Origin of the sequence: Streptomyces sp. NBC_00554 (genome assembly GCF_041431135.1) — a bacterium.
Classification (GTDB): domain Bacteria; phylum Actinomycetota; class Actinomycetes; order Streptomycetales; family Streptomycetaceae; genus Streptomyces.
Genome location: NZ_CP107799.1, coordinates 288,681 through 314,430 on the forward strand (window position 1 = coordinate 288,681; position 25,750 = coordinate 314,430).

The 25,750-nt window shown below is 68.4% G+C and carries 25 protein-coding genes and 2 pseudogenes; 14 read left to right on the forward strand and 13 right to left on the reverse strand.

From position 1 onward, the window contains the following. Positions 1-51 precede the first annotated feature (51 nt). On the forward strand, positions 52-1,440 hold the full coding sequence (locus tag OG266_RS01385; RefSeq protein WP_371541712.1) for a CoA transferase: 1,389 nt from the start codon (positions 52-54) through the stop codon (positions 1,438-1,440). A 118-nt stretch (positions 1,441-1,558) separates the two neighbouring features. On the opposite strand, the gene OG266_RS01390 is transcribed toward OG266_RS01385, so the two are convergent. From OG266_RS01390 to OG266_RS01400, 3 genes are all read right to left on the reverse strand, one after another. After that, positions 1,559-2,215, reverse strand: coding sequence for a TetR family transcriptional regulator (locus OG266_RS01390; protein ID WP_332880643.1), 657 nt, complete (start codon positions 2,213-2,215; stop codon positions 1,559-1,561). Between the two features lie 205 nt (positions 2,216-2,420). Next, the gene (locus OG266_RS01395) at positions 2,421-3,518 is read right to left on the reverse strand and encodes an ABC transporter permease (RefSeq protein ID WP_371541716.1); all 1,098 of its coding nucleotides are present in this window, start codon (positions 3,516-3,518) and stop codon (positions 2,421-2,423) included. Positions 3,519-3,556: 38 nt separating this feature from the next. Next, a complete protein-coding gene (locus OG266_RS01400; protein ID WP_371541719.1) occupies positions 3,557-4,603 on the reverse strand; it encodes an ABC transporter permease in 1,047 nt (348 codons plus the stop codon). Positions 4,604-4,950: 347 nt separating this feature from the next. Here OG266_RS01400 and OG266_RS01405 point away from each other — a divergent pair, with 347 nt between their 5' ends. Then, positions 4,951-5,691 carry a TetR/AcrR family transcriptional regulator gene (locus tag OG266_RS01405; RefSeq protein WP_371541722.1) on the forward strand — a complete coding sequence of 247 codons (741 nt, stop codon included), beginning with the start codon at positions 4,951-4,953 and terminating at the stop codon, positions 5,689-5,691. Between the two features lie 174 nt (positions 5,692-5,865). Here the strand turns inward: OG266_RS01405 and OG266_RS01410 are convergent, their stop codons facing one another. Further along, a complete protein-coding gene (locus tag OG266_RS01410; protein ID WP_371541725.1) occupies positions 5,866-6,189 on the reverse strand; it encodes an SDR family NAD(P)-dependent oxidoreductase in 324 nt (107 codons plus the stop codon). A gap of 398 nt (positions 6,190-6,587) precedes the next feature. Between OG266_RS01410 and OG266_RS01415 the strand changes: the two genes are divergently transcribed. The 6 genes from OG266_RS01415 to OG266_RS01440 all read left to right on the forward strand — a co-directional run bounded on the left by OG266_RS01415 (position 6,588) and on the right by OG266_RS01440 (position 13,792). Continuing rightward, on the forward strand, positions 6,588-7,238 hold the full coding sequence (locus OG266_RS01415; RefSeq protein WP_371541728.1) for a TetR/AcrR family transcriptional regulator: 651 nt from the start codon (positions 6,588-6,590) through the stop codon (positions 7,236-7,238). Continuing rightward, positions 7,214-7,900: a hypothetical protein gene (locus OG266_RS01420; protein ID WP_371541731.1), complete on the forward strand. Its 687-nt coding sequence runs from the start codon at positions 7,214-7,216 to the stop codon at positions 7,898-7,900. The genes OG266_RS01415 and OG266_RS01420 overlap by 25 nt, the downstream gene beginning before the upstream one ends. Positions 7,901-8,015: 115 nt before the next feature. Further along, positions 8,016-10,025 carry a sigma-70 family RNA polymerase sigma factor gene (locus OG266_RS01425; RefSeq protein WP_371541733.1) on the forward strand — a complete coding sequence of 670 codons (2,010 nt, stop codon included), beginning with the start codon at positions 8,016-8,018 and terminating at the stop codon, positions 10,023-10,025. A 106-nt stretch (positions 10,026-10,131) separates the two neighbouring features. Beyond that, positions 10,132-11,790, forward strand: a complete 1,659-nt coding sequence (locus tag OG266_RS01430) for a xylosidase (protein ID WP_371541736.1) — start codon at positions 10,132-10,134, stop codon at positions 11,788-11,790. Positions 11,791-11,997: 207 nt separating this feature from the next. Next, positions 11,998-13,104, forward strand: a complete 1,107-nt coding sequence (locus OG266_RS01435) for a hydroxyneurosporene dehydrogenase (RefSeq protein ID WP_371541739.1) — start codon at positions 11,998-12,000, stop codon at positions 13,102-13,104. Between the two features lie 49 nt (positions 13,105-13,153). Continuing rightward, the gene (locus tag OG266_RS01440; protein ID WP_332880634.1) at positions 13,154-13,792 is read left to right on the forward strand and encodes a TetR/AcrR family transcriptional regulator; all 639 of its coding nucleotides are present in this window, start codon (positions 13,154-13,156) and stop codon (positions 13,790-13,792) included. Positions 13,793-13,954: 162 nt separating this feature from the next. Here OG266_RS01440 and OG266_RS01445 read toward each other — a convergent pair. The 3 genes and pseudogenes from OG266_RS01445 to OG266_RS01455 all read right to left on the reverse strand — a co-directional run. After that, positions 13,955-14,178, reverse strand: a pseudogene (locus tag OG266_RS01445) (lipase); the annotation flags it as partial. A 369-nt stretch (positions 14,179-14,547) separates the two neighbouring features. After that, on the reverse strand, positions 14,548-15,651 hold the full coding sequence (locus tag OG266_RS01450) for a DUF4037 domain-containing protein (RefSeq protein WP_371541742.1): 1,104 nt from the start codon (positions 15,649-15,651) through the stop codon (positions 14,548-14,550). A gap of 204 nt (positions 15,652-15,855) precedes the next feature. Next, positions 15,856-17,184: a cytochrome P450 gene (locus OG266_RS01455; RefSeq protein ID WP_371541745.1), complete on the reverse strand. Its 1,329-nt coding sequence runs from the start codon at positions 17,182-17,184 to the stop codon at positions 15,856-15,858. A 277-nt stretch (positions 17,185-17,461) separates the two neighbouring features. Between OG266_RS01455 and OG266_RS01460 the strand changes: the two genes are divergently transcribed. Both OG266_RS01460 and OG266_RS01465 read left to right on the forward strand, forming a co-directional pair. Next, entirely contained in the window at positions 17,462-17,869 is a 408-nt protein-coding gene (locus OG266_RS01460; protein ID WP_332880632.1) for a YciI family protein, read from the forward strand. 8 nt (positions 17,870-17,877) lie between these two features. Next, positions 17,878-19,023, forward strand: coding sequence for an RNA polymerase sigma factor (locus OG266_RS01465; protein WP_371552600.1), 1,146 nt, complete (start codon positions 17,878-17,880; stop codon positions 19,021-19,023). On the opposite strand, the gene OG266_RS01470 is transcribed toward OG266_RS01465, so the two are convergent. The 3 genes and pseudogenes from OG266_RS01470 to OG266_RS01480 form a co-directional block, all read right to left on the reverse strand. Then, on the reverse strand, positions 19,001-19,540 hold the full coding sequence (locus OG266_RS01470) for a GNAT family N-acetyltransferase (RefSeq protein ID WP_371541749.1): 540 nt from the start codon (positions 19,538-19,540) through the stop codon (positions 19,001-19,003). The genes OG266_RS01465 and OG266_RS01470 overlap by 23 nt on opposite strands. Before the next feature lie 244 nt (positions 19,541-19,784). Further along, positions 19,785-19,973 (reverse strand): annotated as a pseudogene (locus tag OG266_RS01475) (transposase family protein); the annotation flags it as partial. Between the two features lie 227 nt (positions 19,974-20,200). Then, positions 20,201-20,812, reverse strand: a complete 612-nt coding sequence (locus tag OG266_RS01480) for a DUF998 domain-containing protein (RefSeq protein ID WP_371541752.1) — start codon at positions 20,810-20,812, stop codon at positions 20,201-20,203. 585 nt (positions 20,813-21,397) lie between these two features. Here OG266_RS01480 and OG266_RS01485 point away from each other — a divergent pair. Next, positions 21,398-21,778, forward strand: a complete 381-nt coding sequence (locus tag OG266_RS01485; RefSeq protein ID WP_371541755.1) for a RidA family protein — start codon at positions 21,398-21,400, stop codon at positions 21,776-21,778. A gap of 50 nt (positions 21,779-21,828) precedes the next feature. Here the strand turns inward: OG266_RS01485 and OG266_RS01490 are convergent, their stop codons facing one another. Further along, positions 21,829-22,107 carry a hypothetical protein gene (locus tag OG266_RS01490; protein WP_371541758.1) on the reverse strand — a complete coding sequence of 93 codons (279 nt, stop codon included), beginning with the start codon at positions 22,105-22,107 and terminating at the stop codon, positions 21,829-21,831. A gap of 380 nt (positions 22,108-22,487) precedes the next feature. Here OG266_RS01490 and OG266_RS01495 point away from each other — a divergent pair, with 380 nt between their 5' ends. Together OG266_RS01495 and OG266_RS01500 are read left to right on the forward strand one after the other, a co-directional pair. Further along, positions 22,488-22,889, forward strand: coding sequence for an SMI1/KNR4 family protein (locus OG266_RS01495; protein WP_371541760.1), 402 nt, complete (start codon positions 22,488-22,490; stop codon positions 22,887-22,889). A gap of 441 nt (positions 22,890-23,330) precedes the next feature. Continuing rightward, positions 23,331-23,579 (forward strand): transposase family protein, encoded by a 249-nt coding sequence (locus OG266_RS01500; protein WP_371541763.1) that lies wholly within the window; start codon positions 23,331-23,333, stop codon positions 23,577-23,579. 42 nt (positions 23,580-23,621) lie between these two features. Here OG266_RS01500 and OG266_RS01505 read toward each other — a convergent pair whose 3' ends face one another. Continuing rightward, positions 23,622-23,864: a transposase gene (locus tag OG266_RS01505; RefSeq protein WP_371541766.1), complete on the reverse strand. Its 243-nt coding sequence runs from the start codon at positions 23,862-23,864 to the stop codon at positions 23,622-23,624. 231 nt (positions 23,865-24,095) lie between these two features. Between OG266_RS01505 and OG266_RS01510 the strand changes: the two genes are divergently transcribed. Then, positions 24,096-24,302: a hypothetical protein gene (locus OG266_RS01510; protein WP_371541769.1), complete on the forward strand. Its 207-nt coding sequence runs from the start codon at positions 24,096-24,098 to the stop codon at positions 24,300-24,302. 276 nt (positions 24,303-24,578) lie between these two features. On the opposite strand, the gene OG266_RS01515 is transcribed toward OG266_RS01510, so the two are convergent. Next, complete coding sequence (locus tag OG266_RS01515; RefSeq protein ID WP_371541772.1) at positions 24,579-25,487, reverse strand: hypothetical protein; 909 nt, start codon at positions 25,485-25,487, stop codon at positions 24,579-24,581. Positions 25,488-25,750 lie beyond the last annotated feature (263 nt).

Consider the following 25,750-nt stretch of genomic DNA (forward strand, 5'->3'; position numbering starts at 1 on the left):
GCCCTCCCACCGGCCGATCCGGCGGCACGGCACGCGGCTTGGCTGCTCGCGATGCTGGACATCACCGTTCCGGAATGCCCGAGCGTCACGGCACCCGACGTTCCGCCGAGCGGGGCTCTGCCGGACTGGGCCGCGTCCGGAGCGATGGCACTGACCGGCCGGTGCGACGGACCGCCGCTCGCCGCCCCCGGATACGCGGCGAGCGCTGTCCATGGCGCGCTCGCCGTGTTCGGCGCGCTGAGCGGTGCTCACGCGCTGCCCGACGCCGGGCTTCTGGGGGAACGCGCGGCTCTCATGGCGCTGACACGACGGGGACCGTGGTCGGCCGGCGGCGCGTTCCGGGTGCTGCGGGCGCGGGACGGCTGGGCCGGGGTGTCCCTGGCACGGCAGGCCGACCGTGAGCTGGTGCCGGCTCTCGTCGGGGACACCGTCGAAGAGGTGAACTGCTGGGCGGCACTTACCTCCTGGGTCCGCGGACAGCCGGCCGCCACGGTCGCCGAGCGGGCCCAGCTGCTCGGTATCCCGGCTGCCGCTGTACCCGTCCGCCCCGGTGCGGCCGACGACGAGCAGGCCGCCCGCCGGGCCGCGCTGAGAGCGGAGGTCTCCCCCATCGTGCCTCTCCCGCACGGGCCGGGCGGCGAACCCTTGTCCCCTACCATCCCGACGCCGCTGCTGGCCCGTCACGGCGGACCGCGACGGCACGGACGTACGCATCCGCTGGTCGTCGACCTGACCTCTCTGTGGGCAGGACCTCTCTGCTCATCCCTGCTGGGCCTCGCCGGGGCTCACGTCATCAAGGTCGAGACTCCCGGACGTCCGGACGGCGCGCGCTTCGGGTCGCCCGCCTTCTACGACCTGCTCCATGCCGGACACGCCTCGGTTGCCCTCGACCTCTCGTCGCCCGAGGGCCGCGAGGCGCTGCGACGGCTCGTCGTACGGGCGGACCTCGTCCTTGAGTCGTCGCGCCCGCGGGCTCTGCGACAGCTCGGCATCGACGCCGAGGAGGTGGTGGCCTCGGGCACTAGCTGGCTGAGCATCACGGCGTACGGCCGCACGGGACCCTGGAGCAACCGGGTCGGTTTCGGCGACGACGTCGCAGCCGCGGCGGGCCTGATCGTCCGGGACGAGGGCGCCGTGCTGCCCTGCGCGGACGCGCCGGCAGACCCGCTGACCGGGGTGCATGCCGCGGCGTTCGCGGCGGCGGCGCTGCGCGGCGAGCGGGCGTATCTGCTCGACGTCTCCATGCGGGACGTCACCGCACTCGTCGCACACGGGGCAGTGGAACCACATGCGGTGCGGCGGCAGCCCGGCGGCGGCTGGCTGGTGGAGACGGCGGACCAGGTGTTCCCGGTCCGCGATCCGCGTGCGCGGGGCGCGAGGCGACCGGCGGCCGCGCTCGGCGCCGACACGGAACGGGTTCTGCGCGACGGTACGCGGTAACACTCGGCCGGTTGACGCCCGGGCGACCCGCCCCTGTTCCCGGCGGTCCCGCCCCTGTCGAGCAATCGGAGGGCAGTCCTCAGCCAGGCCATCAGAAGGGCAGCCCTCGGTCTGAGATTCAGAAGGGCAGCCCTCGGATGACGATCCGTGCCGCCTCCCGCAGCATCTCGTCGAGCTCGGGACCATCCTCACCCGGCTCACGCCATGCGTACTCCCGCAGCGCCAGATGCAGCGCGGAGACCAGCATGCCGGCCTGGACACGTGCCTCCATGTCGGCTGCCGGCTTTCCGGCACGCGCTGCGAAGGCGTCCGCCACCGGCGGCAGCGCGGCGAAGTTCTCGCGCATCCATACCGACTGCAGCCCCGGTTCGGTACGTGTGAGCCGCATCAGGTCCAGGACAACACGCAGCGTGACGGGGTCGGTGTCCCCCAGCCAGAGGTCGTCGTCGAGCGCCTCGATCAGCGGACGGTCGACGGGCCACTCGCCCAGCCGTCGGCTCAGCCGCTCCGCGCCGAAGGCCAGCAGCGGGGTGACGCAGTCTTCCTTCGACGGGAAGTAGCGCCACAGTGTTCTGGTCGAAATGCCGACCGTCTCGGCGATCTCGGCCGCCGAGGTTCCCTCGACGCCTTGCGCGGTGAACAGCTCCACCGCGGCCTTCGCGATCTCCAGCCGGGCGGCGGCCTTGCGCAGTTCCGACAGTGGGGGGCGTCCTACGCGCGGCTCGCCACCCAGTCCTTCCGGCTTCCGCCGTGGCTGCAGCTGCGCCGCATCCATGGTTCTCCCGTCCTCACCCAGGGCACGGTCCCGTCCGCGTCACCAAAGGTCAGCCTATCCGCAGCGGCCGTTTGCGCTGTCGTACCGACGGCAGCCGCAGCCGCGTATGCCCGGCCCGTGAAATACCCTCCGGTCCTGTGAACTGCACACCGCCGCGTCCCGGGGACCTGAACAGGCTCCAGGACGCAGCGGTGTTCCGGAACGTTCAGCTTCCGGTCGCGACGACGCCGGCCATCGCCTTGTCATCCCTGGCGAGCGATGTGTCCTCCTCCGGCACCCCACCGCCGCGCTTCTTGCCCCGGCCGCTCAACAACTGCGCCGCGATGTTCAGCACCAGGCCCGCCACGGCCCAGACGAGCAGGGTCACCACATGTCCGCCCACTCCGTCCCCGCCGAAGTAGAGGATGGAGCGCACCGATTCCACAGCGGCGGGGGCAGGCAGGACGTCGTGCAGGAACTGGAAGAAGCCCGACTCGATGTACGGCGTCAGCGCGCCACCGGACGCGGGCACTCCCAGGAACATGAAGATCGTGACGGCCGGAATGACAGCCAGCGGACCCAGGAAACGCGCGAAGAGGGCGGTGCCGAGGCCGATGCCGAAGACTGTCAGCCAGCCCACACCGAGCACCTGCGCGGCGTGCCCGTCGAAGGCCCCGATGACCGGGCCCACCACCAGCCAGATGGACAGGGTCATCAACGCGGCCCAGCCCACGAGCACCGGGACGAGTCGACGCACCTGGAGGAGCTCCGGGGCCGCGACGCTCATGATGACGACGAAGACGAAGCCCGCCATGATCCAGCCGATGGTCAGGTAGAGACTCGTGGTACCCATGCTGTCCTGGGTGGGCAGCGGTGCGACGTCCGTGGTCTGCAGTTCGACCTTCTGCTGCTCGGCGACCGTGGTGAATATCTGTGTCACCACCTGCTTGAGGCTGGTTCCCTGAGCCCCTGCCACGTAGAGCGTGGCGTCCTGGTTCTGCGCCGACGGCATCACGTAGGCACCACCGATCTCCTGGTCGAGCAGGAGCTGCCTGGCCTCGCCGACGGTGTCGACGACCCGCACATCCAGGGCGTCACCGGCCTCTTTCCCAAGGTTCTGGGCCATTCCCTGGGCCTGCTGCGCGCTGCTGCTCACCAACGCGACCGGCAGGTTGTTCGGTGTCGGCCCGTGCATCGCCGAAGTGAAGATGCCGACCATCAGGGCGGTCATGAGGAAGGGAAACAAGGCCAGGATGGTGTATTTGGTCTTGTTCGATATCTGCTTCGCGGGTGGCGCCGCGGCAGGTGTGTCAGTGGTGATCACAGTCTCTCCAGATACTGGCGGGTGGGGACGGACGCGGTTCAGGCGGAGGCCATGGCTTCGGAGGAGACCGAGTCGGCCGTGATGTGCTCCGCCTCCGCGGCGGCGCGTCCCTTCTTCCTCCGGTGGCGCAACAGGTCGATGCCCGCGGTCAGCAGCAACCCGGCCACCGCCCAGACGCCCAGCACCACGAGATGTCCGCCGGCCCCGTCACCCCCGAAGTAGAGGACCGAGCGAAGTGCCTCACCCGCGGCCGGCAGCGGAAGCACCTGGTGCAGGAACGTGAACATTCCGGGCACCGTGTAGATCGACATCATGATGTTGGAGGACGGCACCCCGAGGAACATGAAGAGGGCGAGGCCGGGGAGCACGGCCAGCGGTCCGAAGAGCCGCGCGAGCAGGGTCTGTGCCATCGCCACGGAGAAGACCGACAGCCAGCCGAGGCCGAGGAGGGCCCACGCATGACCGTCGACGGCTCCGATGACGGGTCCGACGAGTAGCCACACCACCGTGCTCATCACGGCGGCCCAGCCGGCCATCAGCGGCACCATCCGGCGCAGTGAGGCGAGTTCGGGGGCACCACTACTCACCACGGTGACCACCAGATAGCCCGAGAGCATCCAGCCGATAGCGGTGAACAGGACGGTGATGCCCATGCCGTCGGAAGCGGGCAGTGGCGCTACGTCCTTGTGGTCCATGTCGAGGTGCTGCGCATCGGCGACCGGCTGGAAGATCGACTCGACGATGCTCGCCTGGGCGGCGCCGGCCGCCTGAGCCGTGTAGAGGACGGCGTCGCCGTCCGCGCTGGTCGGCAGGGCGAAAGCGCCGGAGATCTCACGGTCGTGCAGCAACTGCTCGGCCTCGGCCACCGTGGACACCACACGGACGTCCAACGGCGACCCATCCGTCGCCTCCAGGCTCGACGCGAGCTGCTCGGCCTGTGCGCTCTGCCCCACGACGGCCACCGGCATGTCCTGGGGGCTCGGCGAGTGCATGGCGCCGGAGTAGACGCTCACCAGGAGCATCACTATCAGGAACGGGAACATCACCATGAAGACGTACTTCTTGGCGCCGCCCGGCAGCGGCATGGGGCCGCCTCCTTGATGCCCGGCCCCCGGACCGGCACCGGACGTCCCCGACGCCTTTTCGGCTTCCATCGACTCTCCTTCGCAGTGCGGCGATACACCTGCACATGAGGCGGAACGTGACAATCAGGCCAGCTCAGTCACTGCCGACCAACTGTCCAGGCTTCGAGCGTACGCCTTTTTGCCACCGTGCGCCATTTTCGTCTCCGTGTGCCATAAATTAGGGTGAGGCAAGGGAGGCACCCAGAGCGATGGGATGCGGGGCACGGGCAAAGGGCTCTCCGGACGGCACGCGCCCGAACCGCGGATGAGGCTCTTCACTAGGCTCACCTGCAAGGGAGAGGACCAGCATGAGCACGCAGGCGGCAGGCAAGGGGCGGGCACGAAGCCCTCGCGGACAGGGCGAGCAGCTACGCAGGGAGATCCTGCGTGCGGTGGGGCGGCTGCTCGACGAGTGGGGCGGAGTGGAGAAGCTCACCATGCGCGCTGTGGCGCGCGAGGCGGGCGTGGCTGCCCCGAGCATCTACCTGCACTTCTCCGACAAGGCGGAGCTCGTGTGGGCAGCCCTGGAGGACAAGTACGAGGATCTCGCGGCACGCATGCGCGCGGCCGACGCGAACGCTGCCGACACCGGAGCGAACGCACGTGAGGGGCTCCGCGCCCAGGCGCACGCCTACTGCCGGTTCGCGAGCGAATTCCCCGGTCATTACCGGCTGATGTACGAGGTGCGCCAGCCGTCCGTCCCGACGGCCCGTCTCCACCGGCACCCGTCCCGGCATGTCTCGCTCTCCTTGCGCGAGGGTCTCGCCCGATGCCGAGCGGCCGGATACCCACTCGCGATGCCCGATGAACAGGCGGCACAGACGCTCTGGGCGGGACTGCACGGTTTCATCGCGCTCCAGCACGCCCTGTCGAGCGCCGCCCAGGTGCAGGAGCCGGTGGAGCCCCTCGCCGACGGCCTCGTCGACGCCCTGATTCCGGCGGAGCCCGCCGACGGGGCCCAACCGCCGGCGGCCGACACCGAAGCGGCACGGCGCATCCGGGCGATCCTGTCGGGACAGGGCGATTCGGCTTCACCGGAAGCGAGTTGATGCGACGCCACGGGCTCCGTGCGTGCCGCCCAGCGGGGCGACGCGAGGAGCGCCGTCACACGAGGCCAGACGGCGCACGCTCCCCCGGGCCCGCAGAACTCGTGGGAACGTCACCTCCCGCCGAACGGCACGGCCTTGGCCATCTGGCGTCATACCCAGCGAGTTGTCCGGCGCTCATCGACGCACGGGTCTTGTGTACGTGGGGGTCCAGATGGCCGGCGCGATGGCATTGACGGTAATGCCGTACCGCCCCCACTTCACGGCGGCGGACCGCGTCCAGGCGACAACAGCCCCCTTGGCAGCGGCGTAAGCGGCCTTGCCCGGGTACCCCTGAACACCGGCGGCGGAAGCGAAGTTGACGATCCGGCCACCCCGCTCCTTGAGGTGGCCGAAGGCCGCCTGGTTCAGATAGAAGCCCCCCGCCCAAGCCGCGGCTGCACGCACTGTGGCCGGCGGTGCCGCAGTACGCGCTCTTCGCTTCCCGCTCGCCGTCGCCACGGCTGTCACCTTGGCCCTGCCCATGCGAGCCGCCGATCCCCCGTCACACCTGGTGCACCGCGAGCTCGCACTGAGTACCCGGCATAGCCGTTCCGAGTGTCGGGCGAGAACTGCATCATCCCGAACGATGCGGCGGACCGGGGAAGTTGTTGATCTCATTGCCGGAGCGACCTCGGCCGCGCCGGCGAAGCCCATGCACAGCGCCGTCGCGACGGTGACCGCGCTCAGGCGAAGGCGAAACCTTCGGCATCTCACATGGGGCTCGCATGGCGGGCACGTCGAGAGGCGGCCCCTCAGTACGCGAGCCGCAGCGGGCGGAACCCGTGGAACCTTGATTACCGGTACATACGTACCGTAAGTTAGCGGTACATCTGTACGGATAGGCAGAGGGAGCGGTAATGCAGAAGGTGACCGACGGACGCCTCGCGCGCGGCGAGGCCCGGAGGGAACTGCTGCTCGACGCGGCGGTGAGCATCGTCGGCGAGCAGGGCCTGGGCGCGCTCACCCACCGTGCCGTCGCCGCCGCCGCGGCCGTGTCGCTCGCTTCGGTCACCTACCACTACCCGTCGGCCGATGACCTCCGCCGGGCAGCGTTCGAGCACGCCGGCTCGCGCATCGGCCTTGAGTTCCTGTGGCTCGTCACCCGCGCCGCCGAGGAGCCCGACGCCCTTCCAGACATCTGCGGCGACTTCACGGCGCGTCTCGTCACCGAGCGGCGGATCGACACCATCGCCGTTTTCGAGATGATCCTCGCGGCCGGTCACGACCCCGAACTCGGGCCGGTCAAGCGACTTCTCGAACTGCGCCTCGCCCGCCTCCTGACCCCTTACGTCGGCTCGGACGAGGCCGCGTTCACCGTGACCGCCGCGCTGCAAGGCCTCGTACTCACAGCCCTCTCGCCCGATCGGGCACGTGAACCCGGTCGACTGCGGGTCGCGGTGAGCGATCTCATCCGCCGCTACCGCGCCACCCCCGGCGGGCCGGTCCCCCCGCATGTCGCCCCACCCCCCGCAGGAGAAGCCCCATGGAACCCTTCCTCTCCGCCCTGAGCGGCCTCGCCTGGACGATCGTCTACATGGCCGCGATCCGGATCGGGTTCCGTCAACGGACCTACGCGATACCCCTGGCCGCGCTGGCCCTCAACTTCGCCTGGGAGACCACGTACACGGTGCACGACCTCATGGGCACGATGTCGCTCCAGGGCTACGTGAACCTCGTCTGGGCACTGGCCGACTTCGTCATCGTGTACACCTTCTTCGCCTTCGGGCGCGCCGAGTTCCCGCACTTCGTGACCCGGCCGATGTTCGCCCTCTGGGGCACTCTGGTCTTCGGCGCCTCGTACGCGGTGCAGTGGCTGTTCCTTGCGGAGTTCGGCGAACACGATGCCACCCGCTACTCGGCCTTCCTGCAGAACCTTCTGATGTCGGCCCTGTTCATCGCGATGCTCGTCGCGCGCCGTGGCCTGCGCGGACAGACCCTCACGATCGCCGTCGCGAAGTGGCTCGGCACCCTCGCCCCCACCATCCTGATCGGCGTAATCGACGGCGAGCCGTTTATTCTCGGCATCGGCATCCTGTGCAGCGTCCTCGACCTCGTCTACATCGGACTCGTCCTGCGGCTCCGGGCCCAGCCCGACGCGCTCTCCGACGCCGGCCCGGCACCTGCGCCGGCCTCGGTGTGGCTCCCGGCCCAACGGGTCACTCCGCCCTGACGACCCGCCGTCGCGCGATCCCGCGGTACCGACCGCGCCACCACTCTTCCAGCAGTTCGAAAATGGCGCGCCGATTTCTGTTATGCCGACACCGACGAGGGACCCTCCTCCAGTCATGAGCGAGATTTCACACCACGGGTACGAAGGACCCGACGGCCGCCGGGACGAGGCCGCGGTCGTACGCGCTGCCCAGGTCGGCAACCAGCGGGCCCTCGACGACCTGGTGGCCGGGTACCTCCCCCTGATCTACAACATCGTGGGACGCGCGCTGGACGCCCCTGCCGATACGGACGATGTCGTGCAGGAGGTCATGCTGCAGATGATCCGCGACGTGCGGACGCTGCGTGACCCCGAGGCCTTCCGGTCCTGGCTGGTGGCCATCGCGATGCGAGAGGTGCGCAGGCACTGGCGGTTGCGGCGCGGTGCGCCGGCGACCGACGGGATCGAGGGCCTGGAGGAGACGGCCCTGCTCTCGGATCCGGGAGCCGACTTCGTCGATCTGACGATCACCGTGCTCAGCCTGTCCGGTCAGCGGCAGGAAACGGCGCAGGCCACCCGCTGGCTGGATGCCGACGACCGGCAGCTGGTGTCCCTGTGGTGGCTGGAGGTCGCGGGCCGGCTCACCCGGGCCGAGCTGGCCGCTGCGATGGAGCTGCCGTTGCCGCAGGCCGCGGTGCGGGTGCAGCGGATGAAGGCCCGCCTTGAGGTCGCACGGGCTGTGGTCCGCGCGCTCGGTGCCATACCCCGCTGCCCGGACCTGGGCACGGCTCTGCACGGGTGGGACGGGCGCCCCGACGGCCTGTGGCGCAAGCGGATCGCGCGGCACGTGCGCACCTGCGAGGCGTGTGGTGGCGTAGCCGAGGATGTCGTGCCGGCGGAACGGCTCCTGGCCGACCTGGCGCTGCTGCCCGTTCCGCCCCTGCTGCTGGGCCTGTTGACGATGGGCGCGGCGGGCGGAGGCGCGGGCACGGCCGGCCAGGACCTGGCCACCGCGAGCCTGCATCACACCGTCCGGACCGGGAGGGCAGCGGGCCGGGCCGCGCGGACGGCAAGCATCTCCGCCGGCAAGACCGCGGTCCTTTCCGCCACCACCGCTCTGGTCCTCGTCGCCGGCACCATCGCCTACACCCTCGGCCTGTTCGGACCGGGCGGACAGGACCAGCGGCCGGCGCGCGCCGTATCGGCCCCCTCCGCGTCGGCACTCCCCACGTCCGCCACCGAGGCCACGCCCACACACTCAGCGACCCCGACACCCACCTCCAAGGCGACCCCCGCAGCCCCGGCACCGAAGCCGTCCACCGAGCAGAAGACGACCGTCACCAGCACCGAACTCCCGGTGCGGGCCGCCTTTTACTACCCCTGGTATAGCGAGAACTTCACGCCCGGCGGCAGTCAATACACACCGTCGGCGGGCAAGTACGACATCGACGACCCCGCCACCGTCGAGCGCCAGATCAAGGACATGCAGTACGGCGGCCTCCAGGCTGGCATCTCCTCCTGGTGGGGCGCTGGCAAGCGCGAGGACGTACGCCTGCCCCTGCTGATGTCCGAGGGTGACCGACTCGACTTCTCCTGGACCGTGTACTACGAGAACGAGGCCTACACCGACCCGTCCGCGGCGACGATCAGGAAAGACCTCGAGTACCTGCGCAAGTACTCCGACCACGACACTTGGCTGCACATCGACGGCAAACCCGTGATCTTCGTCTACGGCGCGGGCGGCGACGCCTGCGACATGGCCACCCGCTGGACGCAGGCCAACGAGACCCAGGGGTACTACGTCGTGCTGAAGGTGTTCGGCGGCTACCGGGACTGCGCCGACCAGCCTGAGGGCTGGCACCAGTACGCCTCCGGCCTGGACATCCAGAAGGGGTACTCGGCGATCCTGTCCCCGGGCTTTTGGAAGAACGATGCCGAGCAGCCGACCGTCCCGCGCGACCTCGACCAGTTCCGGCGGGACGCCGCCACCGTCGCTGCCTCGGGCGAACCCTTCCAACTCGTCGTGACCTACAACGAGTGGGGCGAGGGAACGTCCGTCGAGTCGTCCACGGACTGGCCCAGCTCCAGCGGGCACGGCGCCTACATGGACATCCTGCACGAGGCCTTCGCCGCACATCCGCGCTGAATCGCGCCCCCTTTTCCCCAGTTCACACATGCGGTCAGCTGCTGAGTCCGGCAGCGCCGTACCCATCGTTTCTCTCGTTTGTTTCTATCGCCTCTGGAGCAATCTCATGTCTTTGTCGCATCGCAGGCGGTCTTGGTCGCGCCGCAAGGTTCTGGGCGCCACCGCCGCCGGTACGGCGGTCGCCGCACTCGGAGCCTTCGGCGTGGCGAGGGCCGCCAGTACGTCCTCCACGGCCGGCAGCGCCCCCGGGGACGTCGTCGGGAAGATCACCGTCGGCTACCAGGGCTGGTTCGCCGCCAAGGGCGACGGTGCCCCGATCAACGGCTGGTGGCACTGGGCCAAGGACATGAGCAAGACCCCTTCGCCGTCGAACACCGGCATCAAGAGCTGGCCCGACATGAGCGAGTACACCGCGACCTATCAGACCGACTACGCGGCGCTCGGCAACGGGCAGCCCGCCACGCTGTTCTCCTCGTACGACGACCAGACCGTCGACACCCACTTCCAGTGGATGAAGCAGTACGGCATCGACACCGCGGCCCTGCAGCGCTTCAACCCGACCGGCGGCGAGGGCCCCACCCGCGACGACATGGCGGCCAAGGTGCGCAGCTCCGCCGAGTCCCAGGGCGTGAAGTTCTACGTCATGTACGACGTCTCCGGCTGGACGAACATGCAGTCGGATATCAAGACGGACTGGACCAACAAGATGCGCGCGTACACAGCGTCATCCGCCTATGCCGTGCAGAACGGCAAGCCGGTCGTGTGCATCTGGGGCTTCGGCTTCCCCGACGACAAACGCGACTTCACCGCCGAGGCCTGCCTGGACGTCGTCAACTGGTTCAAGGACCAGGGCTGTTACGTCATCGGAGGCATCCCCAAGGAGTGGCGCACCGGCGGCACAGGCACCCGTCCCGGCTTCGGCGACGTCTACCACGCGTTCAACATGATCTCGCCGTGGATGGTCGGCGCCATCGGCAACGCCGCCGACTCGGACCACTACTACACCAACGTCAACCTGGGCGACCAGGCCGAGTGCGACGCCTCGGGCATCGACTACCAGCCCTGTGTGCTGCCCGGCGACGTCGCCGAACGCCAGCGCGCGCACGGCGACTTCATGTGGCGGCAGTTCTACAACATGGTCCGCGTCGGCGCGCAGGGCATCTACATCTCGATGTTCGACGAGTACAACGAGGGCAACCAGATCGCCAAGACCTCCGAGACCCAGGCGACCGTCCCCACCGACTCCGGAATCCTGGCGCTCGACGAGGACGGCACCGCCTGCTCCTCGGACTACTACCTGCGCCTCACCGGCGACGGCGGCCGCATGCTCAAGGGTGAACTCGCACTGACCGCCACCCGGCCCACCCTGCCCGTCACCGGCCAGGTGGTCAGCTTCAAGGCCGGCGTGAACGCCAACTACGTCACCGCCGAGAACACCGGGACGTCCGCGTTGATCGCCAATCGCACGGCCGTCGGCAACTGGGAGAAGTTCGACATGATCGACGCGGGCAGCGGCGCTGTCGCGCTTTACTCGCACGCCAACTACCGCTTCGTCACGGCCGGTTCCGCCCCGCTGATCGCCGACAGCACCTCGGCGGGCCGTGCCCAGAGCTTCCAGCTCGTCCACAACAGCGACGGCACGGTCAGCCTGCTGGCCTCCGCCACCGGCAAGTACGTCACCGCCGATGACGCCGGAGACTCCGCCCTGATCGCCGACCGCACGACTATCGGCCCATGGGAGAAATTCACTCTGATCACCACGTAGCCGGAACGGGGGATGCCGCTGCCTTCCCGGACGTGATCGGACGCGGTGGCCTGCCTGCGAGTTCCTCGCCCCCCGGGTCTGCCCGGGATGCGCGTCGCCTCCCCGACTTGCATTTAATGGTCAGCTGCCCATTAATGGAAGGGGGAGGCGGCCAGGACCCGTACTCGACGGGCACGACGCACGTCGACCGATCGTGAGGCGCAGATCATGCCCCGTACCGAACCGTGCCGTATGGCCGGCCAGAGCAGTGACTACCAGCGCCTCGGCCTGGCCAAGGGCGACATCGCGCAGTGGGAGGACGGCTTCCGCTCCGCCCCGGGAGGGCCCGGGACCTTCGAGTGGTGGTACTCCGACTTCGTCCTCGACGACGGCTCCACACTAGTGATCAACTTCATGGCCAAGTCCCTTCGCAGCGCCAAGGGCGCCAACCAGCCCGCGGCCCCGGTCGTCACCTTCGAACTCGACCGCCCCGACGGCACCCACATCGAGCGCACCTCGCAGCCGCACCCCGACGACTTCGAGTTCGCCACCGACCGGTGTGAGCTGCGGATCGCGACGAACACCTTCGTCGGCGACCTGCACACCTACCGCATCCACGTCGACCTCGACGGTGTCACCGCGGATGTCACCCTCACCGGGCAGGTCCCCGCCTGGCGCCCGGAGACCGGGCACATCCTCTTCGGTGACGGGAACGCGCAGAAGTACTTCGCCTGGCTGCCGTCCGTACCCCAGGGCACCGCGGAAGCGACGCTGACCGTCGACGGCGCCACCGAGACCCGTACCGGCACCGGCTACCACGACCACAACTGGGGCGACGCCGAGATGGCCCGTCTCATGCACCACTGGTACTGGATGCGCGCTGAAGCCGGCAGCTACACGGTCATCGCCTCCTACATCACCGCGGAGAAGAGGTTCGGCTTCGCCGAGGTGCCGATCTTCGTGCTCGCCAAGGACGGCAAGATCCTCGCCGACGAGGGCTCGCTGATGCACTTCACCAAGAGCGACGAGCAGATCGACCCGGTCACCGGCAAACCCGTCGCCAACACCGTCGTCTACGACTACGACGCCAGCGCTACCGGCGGCGACCGCTACCGGGTGACCTTCCGCCGCCAGTCCACGATCGTCCAGGACCCCATGATCGAATCCCTCAAGGGCCCCAAGCGCCTGCTGGCCACGGTCGCCGGATTCGACGGTGCCTACCTGCGCTTCACCGGCCAGGTCAGCGTCGAACATCTCACCCCTGGCGCGGATACCGAGCGCGTGGACGCACCCGCCCTGTGGGAACTGATGTACTTCGGCAAGAACCCGTCCTGAAGCCGCAGGCGAAGGCGGCGTCCGCAGCGAGAGGGAGCAGCACCCAGCCATGGACCAGAACGTCCGCCGCCGCGGCCGGCCGGCCAAGGACACCGACCCCGCGCCTGCCGAGGAGGTGCTCCGGGCGGCGCTGCGCGCCTTCGCCACCCACGGCTTCAACGGAGTCTCGCTACGCACCCTCACCGGCGAACTCGGCGTCAGCCACAACCTGCTCCACCAGAGGTTCGGCTCCAAACAAGCCCTGTGGCAGGCTGCCGCCGACTGGGGCTTCGGCCTCCTGGTCGCCGAACTCCTCGCCACCGACGACGAGTCGGCGCCACCGAAGGCCCGCCTTCGCACCTTCGTCCGCACCTTCGCCCGCTTCTCGGCCCACCACCCCGAACTCCTGCGCCTGATGAACGTTGAAGGCGCACAGCCCGGCGAGCGAATCGACTACATCACCGACACCTACGTCGCCCCCGTCGTCGCCCGCTTCCTACCGGTCCGCGACGATCTCGTGCACCACGGTGAGATCCGCCCCGTCCCCGCCGAAGTCATCTTCTACATGATCACCTCCGGCGGCGGCGCGATGTACGCCAGCCGCGCCCAGACCGCACGCCTCTTCACCCCCGCACCACTGGCTCCCGAAGGCATCGACGCATACGCCGACACCGTCGCCGACTTCATCATGAACGCACTGCGCCCCTGAGACCGGCAACGTGGAGGGCTGGTGTCACTTCGAGTGGTCGGGGTTGTCAAGAATCTGCCGGCAGACCGTGGCTATGGACCTCCAGACGGTGGCGGACGGCCTTCGACACCGTCGCGTCACAGCCCGGCTCTGCTCCGTCGAACTCCTCATCAACAACGCCGCCTCGCGGATGATGGTGAGGAAGCCGTGGAGCGCGGGGGTGAAGGCGCGCAGGCGCATCGCGTCGGTGTTCACGACATTGATGCCCATCTTGAAGCTGATCAGGTCCGCGGGGGTGTCCCGCATCGCACGAGCGGTGAACGGGTCGAGCAGCGCGCTGCCGCCGAACCCAGATTGACCCGCTGCACGCCGCCCCGGGCCGCGGCCAGTGCGGGCCAGATGACGGATCCCTGGTCTGCTTGCTGAACGGCGTAGTGGTTGTATATCTGCGCCCAGCCCGGGCGGTTCTGGCCCCGGCTGGAGGTGGACGGCTCGGTGAAGGTCTGCCAGCAGGCGCCGTGCCCCCATCGCGCGACCCACAGGCTTGCCTGTCACTACCCCGACCTGATCATCTCGAAGGGCAGACGCAAGGGACGGATCCCCAGCGTCGCCGGCATCGACCGAGTCGCATCGACCTGCCTGCACTTCAAGATCATCCCGTGGCGCGTTTCTGGCGTATGTGGACAGGAAATCTCAAGCCCCTGTCCACGCCACAACAAGACCGGCCTCGCCACCGGGCTTGGGCTCAGTATCCGGGCCTGGCCGGCCGGCCTTCGTCACAGCCGTTCCGGCAGCGGCTTCCTCATCAAGTCGCTGACCGCCCGCGTGATTTCCGGCCTCGTCAGCACATCCGTGTTGTCCACGAACTGGTCCACCGCCCCGACCGTCGGCAGGTCGCGGAGGGCGGGGTCGGTGATGCGGGCGGTCAGGGCCTTGGTGAAGCGTTCGGCGCATAGGACCTGGAACGGTCTGGAGTGGTAGGGGCGTGTGGCCGGGTCAACGCGGTCGGTCAGGTGGAGCTGGTTGTGGATGCCGGCGACGATCTCGTAGCTGTGCGCGAGGTGCCGTTCGCGGGTGTGCCAGTCCGGGGCCGCGAGGACGGCGGTGAGAACGGATGTGAGGCGAGGGGCCGCGTGGGTGCGGGCGAAGGCGCTGCCTAGCCATTTCCCGTACGGCGGGTAGCGGCGGTCCATCAGGAGGCACAGCCGCATCAGGTCGCGGACGAGGCGGGCGGCGACGACGGCTGAGCCGAGCTCGTCGCCCACTTCCCCGCAGCGGCCGACGAATGCCTCTTCCTGGGAGATGCGCTTCCACTGGCAGGCCAAGACGTGGAGGAAGACGTCGTGCGGATACCAGCGGAGGGTGTGGCGTAGGGGGCCGAGTTCGTGGAGGCCGTCGTGGAAGACAGCGCCGCCGGTGACCTCGCCGAGAAGCTGGGTGGGGGTGGCCAGCCAGTCCGACGGGGTGATGCCCTGCGACGGGTCGAAGCCCAGGACGTCGGTGAACCAGGCCGCACGATGGGTGACTTCGATGCGGTGGTGGACTGGTCCGTCGGTGGCTTCCATGACCCGGATGTCCCCGTCGCCGGTGGGCGCGAAGTGGGTGGGGTATCCCGCGAAGGTCTTCGGGAGGTGTTCGGCGAGCAGGTGTCTGATGCGTCCGCCGTGCCGGGAGACGTCCCGGCGACGGAGGAAGAGCTGCACGCGCGGGCCCCATTCGTGGTCCGCCGAGCGCGCGGTGTCGAAGCCGAGGACCTCCGAACCACTCCCCAGACGGGCAGCGGAGTGCGGGATTCCGGGGGCGGCCTCCTCAAGGAGAGGGCGTACGGCATCTGTGTAGAAACGGCGGGAGAGTTCGAGACCCGGTATGAAAGTTGGCATATTCGTGGAGCTCATGCACGTGACTCTTCCCGTTCTGCACATGATCGTGCGAGGCATTTTCACGTCGTTGTGCATCCCCAAGTGGCGCAAGCGACCCACCTGTCGGGCCGCACGCCGAGTCACCGCCTCGGGCAGCGACCGTGTCGTCCCGGAAGTTGATGCGCTGCCTGTCCTCCGTACCGTTCCCGGCCGGCCCGCTTCAGGTCAGGGCTGCGGTAGCAGGGTCGCGGGGGTGGGGCCGTCGGGGCGGACGGTGATGCCGTACACCGCCTTCGTGGGAGTGGAGGAGAAGGCCAGGGAGTAGGCGGGCAGCAGGTGTTCGAGCAGAACGGTTGATTCGCGGAGCGCGAATTGCACACCGAGGCAAGCTCGGGGACCGATGCCGAAGGGGAAGTAGGCGCCCGGGTGGGAAGGCCTGCCGTCGGGGGTGGTGAAGCGCCGGGGGGCGAAGTGCTCCGGGTCCGGCCACAGTTCGGGATCGCGGTGCGTGAGGTACGGGCAGACCAGGATGTCGGTGCCCGCCTCGACGACGTAACCGGCGAGGGTGTCGTCCTCGGTGGCGTGGCGGGGCAGGATCCAGGCGGACGGGTAGAGCCGGAGCGTCTCGTGGACCAACGCCTGGATGGCCTGGCGGCGTTGCGGTGAGCCATCGACGTCCGCGGCGAGAGCTTCTTCGCGAGCTGCGGGGTTCCGGTCGAGGAGCAGGTAGAGCCAGGTCAGGGTGGTGGCGGTGGTCTCGTGCCCGGCCACGAGCAAGGTGACCAACTCGTCGCGGATCAGCCGGTCGGTGTACTCGGGACGCTCGGTGGCGGCGTCGATCAGGACGTGCAGCAGGCCCGGGCCGTCGGGGCCTGCCTCCCCGCTGCGAGCGGCCTCGATGGCGTGCCGCGCGACCGTGTCGATTCGGGCGAGATCGGCGGCAACGGCGTCCTGGGCGTCGGTGACATCCGCGGGCAGAGTCGGAAGGGCTGTCGCCACGGCTGCCACTGCGGCCAGTTCGCGCTCGGTGCCCTCATCGAGGGGGTACCCGGTGAGGGAGCGCCAGATGGCGTCCAGGGCGAAACGGCGCATCTCCTGCCCGACATCGAGGGTTTGGCCGGTACGGGCGTACTCGGCCCAGCGCCCGGCGGTGGTCCGTGCAGCGCCGGTGATCCGCTGTTCGTAGCGGCGCATCCCGGTACCGGTGAACTGGGCCTGCAACAAGCGGCGTTGCCGCTTCCACGCCGCGCCGGTGGCGGAGAGGACGCCGTCGCCGAGCAGCACACGGGCGCGGTGGGAGCGCTTGACGTACCGCTCCGGGTGCTGGGCGAGTACGTGCTGGACCGCCTGCGGGTCGGTGACGAGAACGGTGGGAGCCGGCCCGAGGCGGAATGCGGCGATGCCGCCGAGCCCCTCGCGTACCTGGGTCAGCAGCTCGACCAGTTCGCCTCCCCCCGAATGCCATCGCTCCACGAGTCCGGGTTCGGCTTCGGGAATCGGCCGACCCGTTCCCGGAAGGTACGGAAGAGAGCCGGGACCGGCTTCGGTGTCCATGTTTCTTCTCCTGGTCAACCGCTGGGCTTGGCCGTAACGGAGCGCTGGCACCACGGACTGTACGGGAGCGGGCACATCCGGTGACAGCAGGCTCCGCTCTCTCCTTCGCGCCACGCCGTGAGCCCGGACGCCGCAGGACGGCTCACACAGGCCCATCCAGGCTCATCCGCAAGAGGCACAGAAATATTTGGACGGTGATGTCGAGAACCCGTGGCCGGCTCCGTCCCTGCAGTGAAGGCGACCACAATGGGTCGCACCAGTACCGAGGAGAGACACCATGGCCAAGTACCTGCTTCTCAAGCACTACCGCGGCGCCCCGGCTCCGGCCAACGACGTGCCCATGGACCAGTGGACGCCGGAGGAGATCTCGGCCCACATGCAGTACATGCAGGACTTCGCGGACCGGCTCGAGAAGACCGGCGAGTTCGTCGACGGTCAGGCGCTCGCCCCCGAGGGGACGTGGGTCCGGTACGACGGCGAGGGCCGCCCGCCGGTCACTGACGGCCCGTTCGCCGAGACGAAGGACCTCATCGCCGGCTGGATGGTGATCGACGTGGACAACTACGACCGCGCCGTCGAGCTGGCCGGGGAGCTGTCGGCCGCCCCCGGAGCGGGCGGGAAGCCGATCCATGAGTGGCTGGAGCTGCGCCCGTTCTACGGTGTGTCGCCCACCATCACGGAGTGACCTCTCCAGTGAATGACCTCCTGCTCCGGAGCCTCACGCCGAGCGTTCTCGGCATCCTCGTCCGCCGCGGAGCCGACTTCGCGGCGGCCGAGGACGCCGTACAGGACGCCCTGGTCGAGGCGGTCCGCGTGTGGCCGGCCGACCCTCCGCGGGATGCGAAGGGCTGGCTGGTCACCGCCGCCTGGCGCAAGTTCCTCGACGCGACCCGGGCGGACACCGCCCGCCGCCGGCGTGAGGACCTCGTCGACGAGGAACCGGCGCCCGGTCCCGCGCCGACGGTGGACGACACGCTTCAGCTCTACTTCCTGTGCGCCAACCCTTCGCTGACGCCGTCGTCCGCGGTCGCGCTCACGCTGCGCGCCGTCGGCGGGCTGACCACCCGCCAGATCGCCCAGGCCTACCTGGTACCCGAGGCGACCATGGCGCAGCGCATCAGCCGGGCCAAGCGCACCGTCTCCGGTGTGCGGTTCGATCAGCCCGGCGACGTCGCCACCGTGCTGCGCGTCCTCTACCTGGTCTTCAACGAGGGCTACTCCGGCGACGTCGACCTCGCGGCCGAGGCCATCCGGCTCACCCGCCAGCTCGCGGCCGCGATCGACCACCCGGAGGTGGCGGGGCTGCTCGCCCTCATGCTGCTGCACCACGCCCGGCGCGCCGCCCGGACCGCGCCCGACGGCAGCCTGGTGCCGCTCGCCGAGCAGGACCGCGGCCGTTGGGACACGAAGTCGATTGCCGAGGGCGTCGAGATCCTGCAGGCGGCCCTCGCCCGTGACCGGCTTGGCGAGTTCCAGGCCCAGGCCGCCATCGCGGCACTCCACGCCGACGCGCTCACCGCCGAGGAGACCGACTGGGTACAGATCGTCGAGTGGTACGACGAGCTCGCGCGACTGACCGACAGCCCGGTCGTCCGGCTCAACCGCGCGGTCGCCGTCGGCGAGGCCGACGGACCGCGCGCCGGCCTGGCGGCGCTCGCGACTCTGGACGCCTCACTCCCCCGCCACACCGCGGTGGCGGCGTACCTCCACGAGCGCGACGGCGACCTGGAAACGGCGGCACGGCTGTACACCGAAGCGGCCCAAAAGGCACCCAACCTCGCCGAGCGCGACCACCTGACGCGCCAGGCGGCCCGGCTCAACGCCCGCGGGCGTCACTGACGTGTCGCGCTCGCGCACCGGGCGGAGCGGTGAAATCCGCAAGACTGCGGACATACGACAGACCGGGGCGACCGGAGAGTTGCCTCTCGCCCACGACCGTGAACCCTGAGCGGGCCAGCACGGCCCGCGATGCCGCATTGTCGAGTGTGGTCCCGGCGCGCAGGCTGGTCAGCCCGTAGCTGTTGGCGGCAAGGTCGCACAGCTCCCGCACCGCCCAGGTGGCCAGCCCCCGGCCCGCGGCACGCTCTGCGATCCGATACCCGAGTTCAGCGCTGCCATCCGCTACGTCCACGAGATTGATCCGCCCCAGTATCTCGCCTTCGGCTCCGACCAGAACGTGGAAGTAGCAGCCACCGGCCTCCTGCTCGGCGAGCCGGGCACGGTGTTGCTCATCGAACCGAGCGAAGTAGTCGTCGCCCCGGTCAGAGATGGACCCGGCGAAGTAGGACCGGTTCTCCTGCTCGAAGGCGAGTAGCGCGGGGGCGTGGCCTGGACGGAGCAGCTGCATCTCGGGCATGAACAGGAATATAGGCAACCCAACGCCCGTCCGGTCCTCATTTTCTGGCAGCCCCTCACTCGGCCACACCGCAGCGTGATCACTCCCGGAGACACCCCCGTGAGCGCCCTCCCCCAAATGTTCTCCGGGTGGGTGAACACGGCCGTCCGGCAAGTGACTTGGCGGCCTGTCCAGCGAGGGTGCCTCGACACGGTCGGGCCCCTGCTTACTCGGGCGGTTGGGTTGCTTTCCTGCCCGGCTCTGCGAGGGTGCCATCGACGACGAGCACCGTGTCCTTGCGGATCCGCATGCGGGGGGGCGGACAGCGAGCGGCGGCCCGAGATGGTCGACCCATGCGGTCAACCGCGGACTTCGTGATGCCGAACAGCAGGGTCAGCTGACCTAGCGTCAAGTTCGTGGGCCAGTACGTGGTCACCAGCAGCAGACGGTTCTCGCGGGGGTCGCCAATCACGAATCGACATGGTGGGCAGCGACGCGAGCCGCTGCACCCATGAAGACTCATGCCCTTTCAATGTACGGAGTCAATACGGAGTGCACAACGACAACATGTCCATCTGGCCTGAGAGTTGAGGCGAGCGCGTGCTCCGAGCGGTGCTCGCGCACACCTTGCTCACCGTCGTACGCGCCGATGAACACCCTCCCTGCCCTCCGGAGACCCTGTCAGGTGGCCTTGACGGCGAGGCAGATTCCTATGGTGATGAACCAGAGGTTGGTGCTGACGAGGAAGGCTCTCTCGAACAGGCCAAAGATCGTCCGCAGGCGCGGGAGCAGGGTCACGACCAGGAGCACGAGCGACACCAGAGCGATCCATTGGAGCGTGGACAGCAGCCCGTCCGCGGACTGCCAGGGCGACACTGATGTCAGCCGGGGCGTCATCCCGGAAATGGCCGCGTAGGTGAACGCAAAGGCGGCGATGGCGAAAAGGTAGTGCAGGCGACCGGTGGGGGTGAGCTTCTCGCCCTCAAGGTCAGTACGGAAGATGGCCATGCCCAGACGCATGGCCGGCACCAGGTAGAGGAAGACGAGCTGGCTCACTGCCAGTGGCGGGGCGCCCGGGTCGAGAGTGAGCCCGATCGCCAGGAACAAGACACCCAGCGAGGACACCAACAGCCCGACGCGGAACAACCAGCCGTACTGGCCCACGGCATAGTCACTGACGGCGTGCCGGATGGGGTGATAGCCCGTCGGCAGCACATGCAGAGCGACGAAGATGCCCACATATCCGATGAGCCCGATCAGGCCGAGGATCGCGAAGAAGAGTGCGACAGACATGATTCGGCCACCTTTTCACGCCATGTTGTGGCCTTCACCGAGCGGCGCGCCGCCATTGCCCCACCTGCCCGCCCTCGTGGGAGTCGCATTGCCGTCACGGCCCAACTGGGCGCACACCTTGCAATCGTTGTGTCCGGATCAAAGAACAAACTCAGCGTGGAAAGCGTCGGATTCCACGGCAGGTGTCTGCGGATTCTGACAACACCTCAGGGCTCGCAGTGGGAGCATCGACGGGCACGGCCCGGTGAGGGGGCGATGGTGCCACCGAAGTCCACGGTCGATCTGTACGCGGCGATACGCCGTGTTGCCCGGGCGGGTTGTCCCATCGGGCGTCGTTGCGCGGGCACGGGGTGGCTTTCCGCGCGGGTGGGACCGCGATGGATGCGGTGTGGCCGGCACCGAGGAAGAAGCCTGAGCCACGCCGGACACGGATGGATCCGTTCAAGCCACTGATCGGCCCGATGCCACGGGCGGACCTGGATGCGCAGAGCAAGCAACACCACACCGTCGAGCGGAACTTCGACCGGCCGACGGCCGAGGGTGCGGTCAAGTTGAGCAGATACCTACCGGACAGGAGCCCACTCAATGCCCCGAAAGGTCATCTCCACCCCCGAAGCGCCGGAGTACCCCAGCTACAGCCAGGCGGTCAAAGTCGGCAACACGATCTACGTTGCCGGAACAGTCGGTGTCGACGTGGCAACCGGTGAACTCGCAGGGCCCACGATCCAGGAGCAGACCCGCCAGTCATTGCTCAACTGCCAGGCAATCCTGCGCGCCGGGGGCGCCGAGTTGGGCGACGCCGTCATGATCCACACCCTGCTCATGCGACCCGAAGACGCCGACGGCGTCATCGAGGTCTTCGACGAGTTCTTCCCCGACGTGCGGCCACCCCGCTGCGTGAGCAAGCTGGGTGTCGACCGGCCGGGGATCCTGGTGTCCATCGCCCTTGTAGCCGTCACGGACTGAGCTTGTTCTTCGTCAACGACGGCAGAAGCCTTGTTGCTGCGTGGCGATGTTCAGTGATGTTCGTCCAGGTACGCGTCGTACTCGGCGTAGTGGATGACCGCCTGACATCTCTCTGAGGCGTTGGGCCGGGCGCCGTCCCGCCAGGACGACCAGACTTCGAGGACGTCCTGCGCCAGCACGACTTCGAGTAGATAGGGAAGGTTGGGCCGCGGCGCGTCGCCTGCTGCGACGGCCGCGTCCAAGGCGGCCGTCCAGGGCTTGGCTGCGTAGATCACCGCTTCGGCAGGCTGTTCGTCGAGGGACTGCAGCAGGTCCAGGAGAGTGGGCACGGTGAGACAGTACGTCGCTCACCTCGAACGACGTCTCGGACTGATTCGCTCAACTGAGGATTCGCCGGACATGGGGGGGCCTTCGTCTGACCATGTGCTCCAACCAAGGTGCACGTGACGAGGATGAAGGTCGTGAAGGGATCTGCACACCGAGCTTGAGGACCTCGGCTACCGCAGCAGCTACCAGACGATCAGCGACCAGGGCCTCACCAGCTGCTGGAACTCCGGTCCGGTGGAAGGCCGGGTCAACCACATCAAGATGCTCAAGCGCCAGATGTTCGGACGGCCAAACTCCCCCTCCTTCGGAAGCGAGTCCTGCTCACGGCAGTTCAGGGTGGCCACCGCCATCCGGCATGACCCAACATTGATAGAACGGCCTCATGAGCTCGAACAACGATGAGATCACGCAGGCTGAGCGTCACTTCGGAGTCCGTTTTCCGCAGGACTACCGGCATTTCCTGGCCACGCAGGGAAGCATGAGCCGGTTTGTTCCCCCCGCAGATGACTTCCTGGTGATCAACGACGTTGCGGTGCTTGTCGATGTCAACGAGGCCGGAGAATTCCAACAACGCTTCCCCGCGAGCCTCGTCATCGGCGGGGACGGAAGCCGCGAAATGCTCACCTACGACTTCCGGCAGGACCCTCCGCCTCTGGTCCTGATCGACGTATCCGCTCAGGACTGGTCCTCCGCCATCCACCAGGCGGCTTCGCTGTCTGCCCTGCTTGAACAGTTCCCCGAAAGTGGATGGCAGTGGGACGACTCCGAACCCTCGTCCCCTTGACCGGCGTCCTCACGAAAGGTGTGCCTGATCCCGCTTCCCGCCGACACAATCAGCGCCGTGACTCACATCGTGGCGCGCGCTGCCAATGCCCACCGAGCCCAGGGGTGGCCAAGTCGGTATGGAAGCCGACCAGACGCGTGCGCGTACTTACCGGCGTCCATCCACGAAGCCCCTGCGCCCAGAACAAGCCGCCCTCCGGGGCCACTTCACGACGCCTGATCTTCGCGGATCGTCCCCAAACCGGGGCCAGTTGGAGTCGTCTCGGGTGGGGCCAAATAGCGGCTCTGGCACAGATCTTGGGGAGCGGTTGCGGAGGGTTATCACGGTGTTCGATTGCGAGGGGGCACTCTCGTGTGAGACCGCGTACGCCTGGCCGCCGGGCTGCCGATAGTGACGCTCCATCAGGTCTGTTACTGCATCCGCGCTTGTAGCCTCTGGCCGGTGACGGTGCTGGTCATGCAAGCTGACTCTTCGTTCTGGGACTCGCTGGTGTTCGACGGAATCGACGACGTGGACGTCGAGGCGGTGGCCGCCGTCTTCGTCACGGTCGACCTCGTGGCGAGAGGCTGGGTGGCCGGCGCTGCATGTCCGGACTGCGGCCGCTTCTCAGACCGGGTACACGGCTCCTACCGGCGCAGACGGAAGGATTTCCCAATCTGCGAGCAGGGCGTTGCGATCCGGCTTCAGTGACGCTCCACGACCGTTCCCCAAGATCGATGCTGTTGGCGATCTTCACCGATCGCGTGAGGTGCTGAACATCAGCTTTCGGCAGAGGAGTTGGAATGAGCTCGTGGGGCGAGGTGGTCGTGACGGTGCAGCGCTGGGTGGGAAGCAGTCGCTGAGCCTGATGATGTTGGTCCCGGCGGCGGTCAAGAGGTGTTGGACATGTGTCTTGGCGATTCCCCGGTAGCGGCAGTTGCGCAGGCCGTGGGCGTGGACGGTCTCGGAGACCGTGGCTTCGCAGCCGGCCCGCATCGCGAATCACTCACGCCAGGCGCTGGTCTCCTGCTCCTGGCGTGAGCGATTCTGGATCTCCTCAAGGGGACGAGGAAGGAGCATGACGTCTCGTCCTCTGTCCGCCACTACGGCACCGTCCTCGTCGACATCGAAGCCCGCCGCCCCATTGACCTGCTGCCCGACCGGAAGGCATCCAGCCTGGCTCGCGGAACGGCCACGGTCTCGGAAGGGCACTTCCCGGCACTGGCTGTGATCCACGACGACGCAGGCGACTGGCTTGTCAGCGACGACATCCACGATCCGAACGAGGACGGCGCCTCGCACATCGTCCACCTCGACCTCGCCCACGACCCGTCATTGGCTCAGCTGGCAGCCGTACCGCCTGGCCACATCGCCACGCGGCAGACCTCTGATGATCCCTGGGACATCAGGCTCTGGACGGACGATGGTGAGTAGACGAACAGTCCGATACCAGGATGGTGTCCCGCCGCTGGTGTAGCCGTGTTCACGGCGAATTCTCAGGTCGCGCATGCACCAGTCGACCGGGCACTCGTGATGACCTGACCCGTCATCAGCTACGCCAAGGGCGCAATGACCGGCTAGGAGACGCACAACTCCGCTGCCCGCGCGGTTGCCCGGCTGACCAGTTGGCAGTCGCCGCCGTCAACAGCGGCCACAGCACAGTCAAGCTATATGCTGCGAACAGGGAGAATACTGCAGAGCGTCGTGAGGTCAGACGCCCTTGCGTAGCATGCGGGTCAACGACGCCCCATGGTCGGGCGTGAACCCATCCGGACACACCAGCCCCAACGCCTGGGCCAAGTCCCGCCCGTACAGGTCCACCGCCGACTCCACCAATTCGGCGAGGACGGCCGTCGCCGCCCTCCCGCGCTGCCAGGCCGTGCCCACGGTCACGCACGCGATCACGGCAGCGGGCCACCACCACACCGCGAGCACCAGATACAGCAGACCCCAGCCGGCCAACCGGGATGCCGAGGCGAAGGCGGTTTGAACGGTCGCGATTTCGGCGCGCGACATCTCCGGCATGCACAGCCACAGCCGCGGCCACGCTGCCGTCAGGTCAAGATCGTATGCCTGGTGCACACGCTCACCGGCCGCCCGCATCCGGTCGGCCATCCAGGTCGGCCGGTCCGGTTCGACAAGGCAGATCCGGTTACGTACGACGAGAAGCCGAGCGGAGTCCGGCAGCGGGCCGGGGTCGTCCTCCTCCCCCCACCCCTGCTGCCGGCGGTACCGCTGCAGCAGCGCGTTCCGGTACGCCTCGTGAACCCTCTGCCAGCGCTTCCGGCGTCGACCGGTCAGTCGACGCCCCACAGGCCCGCGCCCTGCCGCAAGCCACAACCGTGTCACGCCGCCGCTCACTGACTGCGCCACCAAGCCCACGCCCCCAGATCCGAGCAGCAGCGCTGCGCCGATCAGCACCACCTGCCCGATTCCGCGACGACGCGCAGCGACCCGGTTCACGTAGTCGGCAAGAATCTCCAGGTCGTACCAGCCGCTATGCCGCAGCACCATCGACCCTGCCGCGGCGACGGCCAGATAGAGCGCCCCCGGCAGCACGAGCAGTGACAACCAGCGCTCGGCCACTCTCTTGCCCAGCTCGGCCAGGAAGGTATTCAAGGTCCGGTCCTGACGCGGGCAAGCGGCCGGTCGTAGACGGTGCACAAAGGATCAGTGATCCGAGCGCCCCATTCGGGCAACTCCGCTCGCATGCACCGGTTCTCGCCCGGGCACGCAAGTACCTCCTCGACCGGATGCTCGTCGGGTCCGCCCAGTGGTTGATATGCGTGGCCTCCCGCGGAGACAGGAGGGGGCGGAGCGGTTCGGTAACGCCCGAGCCCGCCCGCATAGCCGGCGGTTCTGAGGACATCGTCCAGCTCTCT

What these genes read in the sequence shown, in the direction of transcription:
- OG266_RS01385 (WP_371541712.1), top strand. Translation starts at nt 52, where the DNA reads ATGCTGGACATCACCGTTCCGGAATGCCCGAGCGTCACGGCACCCGAC.
- OG266_RS01390 (WP_332880643.1), bottom strand. Translation starts at nt 2,215, where the DNA reads ATGGATGCGGCGCAGCTGCAGCCACGGCGGAAGCCGGAAGGACTGGGT.
- OG266_RS01400 (WP_371541719.1), bottom strand. Translation starts at nt 4,603, where the DNA reads ATGCCGCTGCCGGGCGGCGCCAAGAAGTACGTCTTCATGGTGATGTTC.
- OG266_RS01405 (WP_371541722.1), top strand. Translation starts at nt 4,951, where the DNA reads ATGAGCACGCAGGCGGCAGGCAAGGGGCGGGCACGAAGCCCTCGCGGA.
- OG266_RS01415 (WP_371541728.1), top strand. Translation starts at nt 6,588, where the DNA reads ATGCAGAAGGTGACCGACGGACGCCTCGCGCGCGGCGAGGCCCGGAGG.
- OG266_RS01420 (WP_371541731.1), top strand. Translation starts at nt 7,214, where the DNA reads ATGGAACCCTTCCTCTCCGCCCTGAGCGGCCTCGCCTGGACGATCGTC.
- OG266_RS01425 (WP_371541733.1), top strand. Translation starts at nt 8,016, where the DNA reads ATGAGCGAGATTTCACACCACGGGTACGAAGGACCCGACGGCCGCCGG.
- OG266_RS01430 (WP_371541736.1), top strand. Translation starts at nt 10,132, where the DNA reads ATGTCTTTGTCGCATCGCAGGCGGTCTTGGTCGCGCCGCAAGGTTCTG.
- OG266_RS01435 (WP_371541739.1), top strand. Translation starts at nt 11,998, where the DNA reads ATGCCCCGTACCGAACCGTGCCGTATGGCCGGCCAGAGCAGTGACTAC.
- OG266_RS01440 (WP_332880634.1), top strand. Translation starts at nt 13,154, where the DNA reads ATGGACCAGAACGTCCGCCGCCGCGGCCGGCCGGCCAAGGACACCGAC.
- OG266_RS01450 (WP_371541742.1), bottom strand. Translation starts at nt 15,651, where the DNA reads ATGCCAACTTTCATACCGGGTCTCGAACTCTCCCGCCGTTTCTACACA.
- OG266_RS01455 (WP_371541745.1), bottom strand. Translation starts at nt 17,184, where the DNA reads ATGGACACCGAAGCCGGTCCCGGCTCTCTTCCGTACCTTCCGGGAACG.
- OG266_RS01460 (WP_332880632.1), top strand. Translation starts at nt 17,462, where the DNA reads ATGGCCAAGTACCTGCTTCTCAAGCACTACCGCGGCGCCCCGGCTCCG.
- OG266_RS01470 (WP_371541749.1), bottom strand. Translation starts at nt 19,540, where the DNA reads ATGCCCGAGATGCAGCTGCTCCGTCCAGGCCACGCCCCCGCGCTACTC.
- OG266_RS01480 (WP_371541752.1), bottom strand. Translation starts at nt 20,812, where the DNA reads ATGTCTGTCGCACTCTTCTTCGCGATCCTCGGCCTGATCGGGCTCATC.
- OG266_RS01485 (WP_371541755.1), top strand. Translation starts at nt 21,398, where the DNA reads ATGCCCCGAAAGGTCATCTCCACCCCCGAAGCGCCGGAGTACCCCAGC.
- OG266_RS01495 (WP_371541760.1), top strand. Translation starts at nt 22,488, where the DNA reads ATGAGCTCGAACAACGATGAGATCACGCAGGCTGAGCGTCACTTCGGA.
- OG266_RS01505 (WP_371541766.1), bottom strand. Translation starts at nt 23,864, where the DNA reads ATGCGGGCCGGCTGCGAAGCCACGGTCTCCGAGACCGTCCACGCCCAC.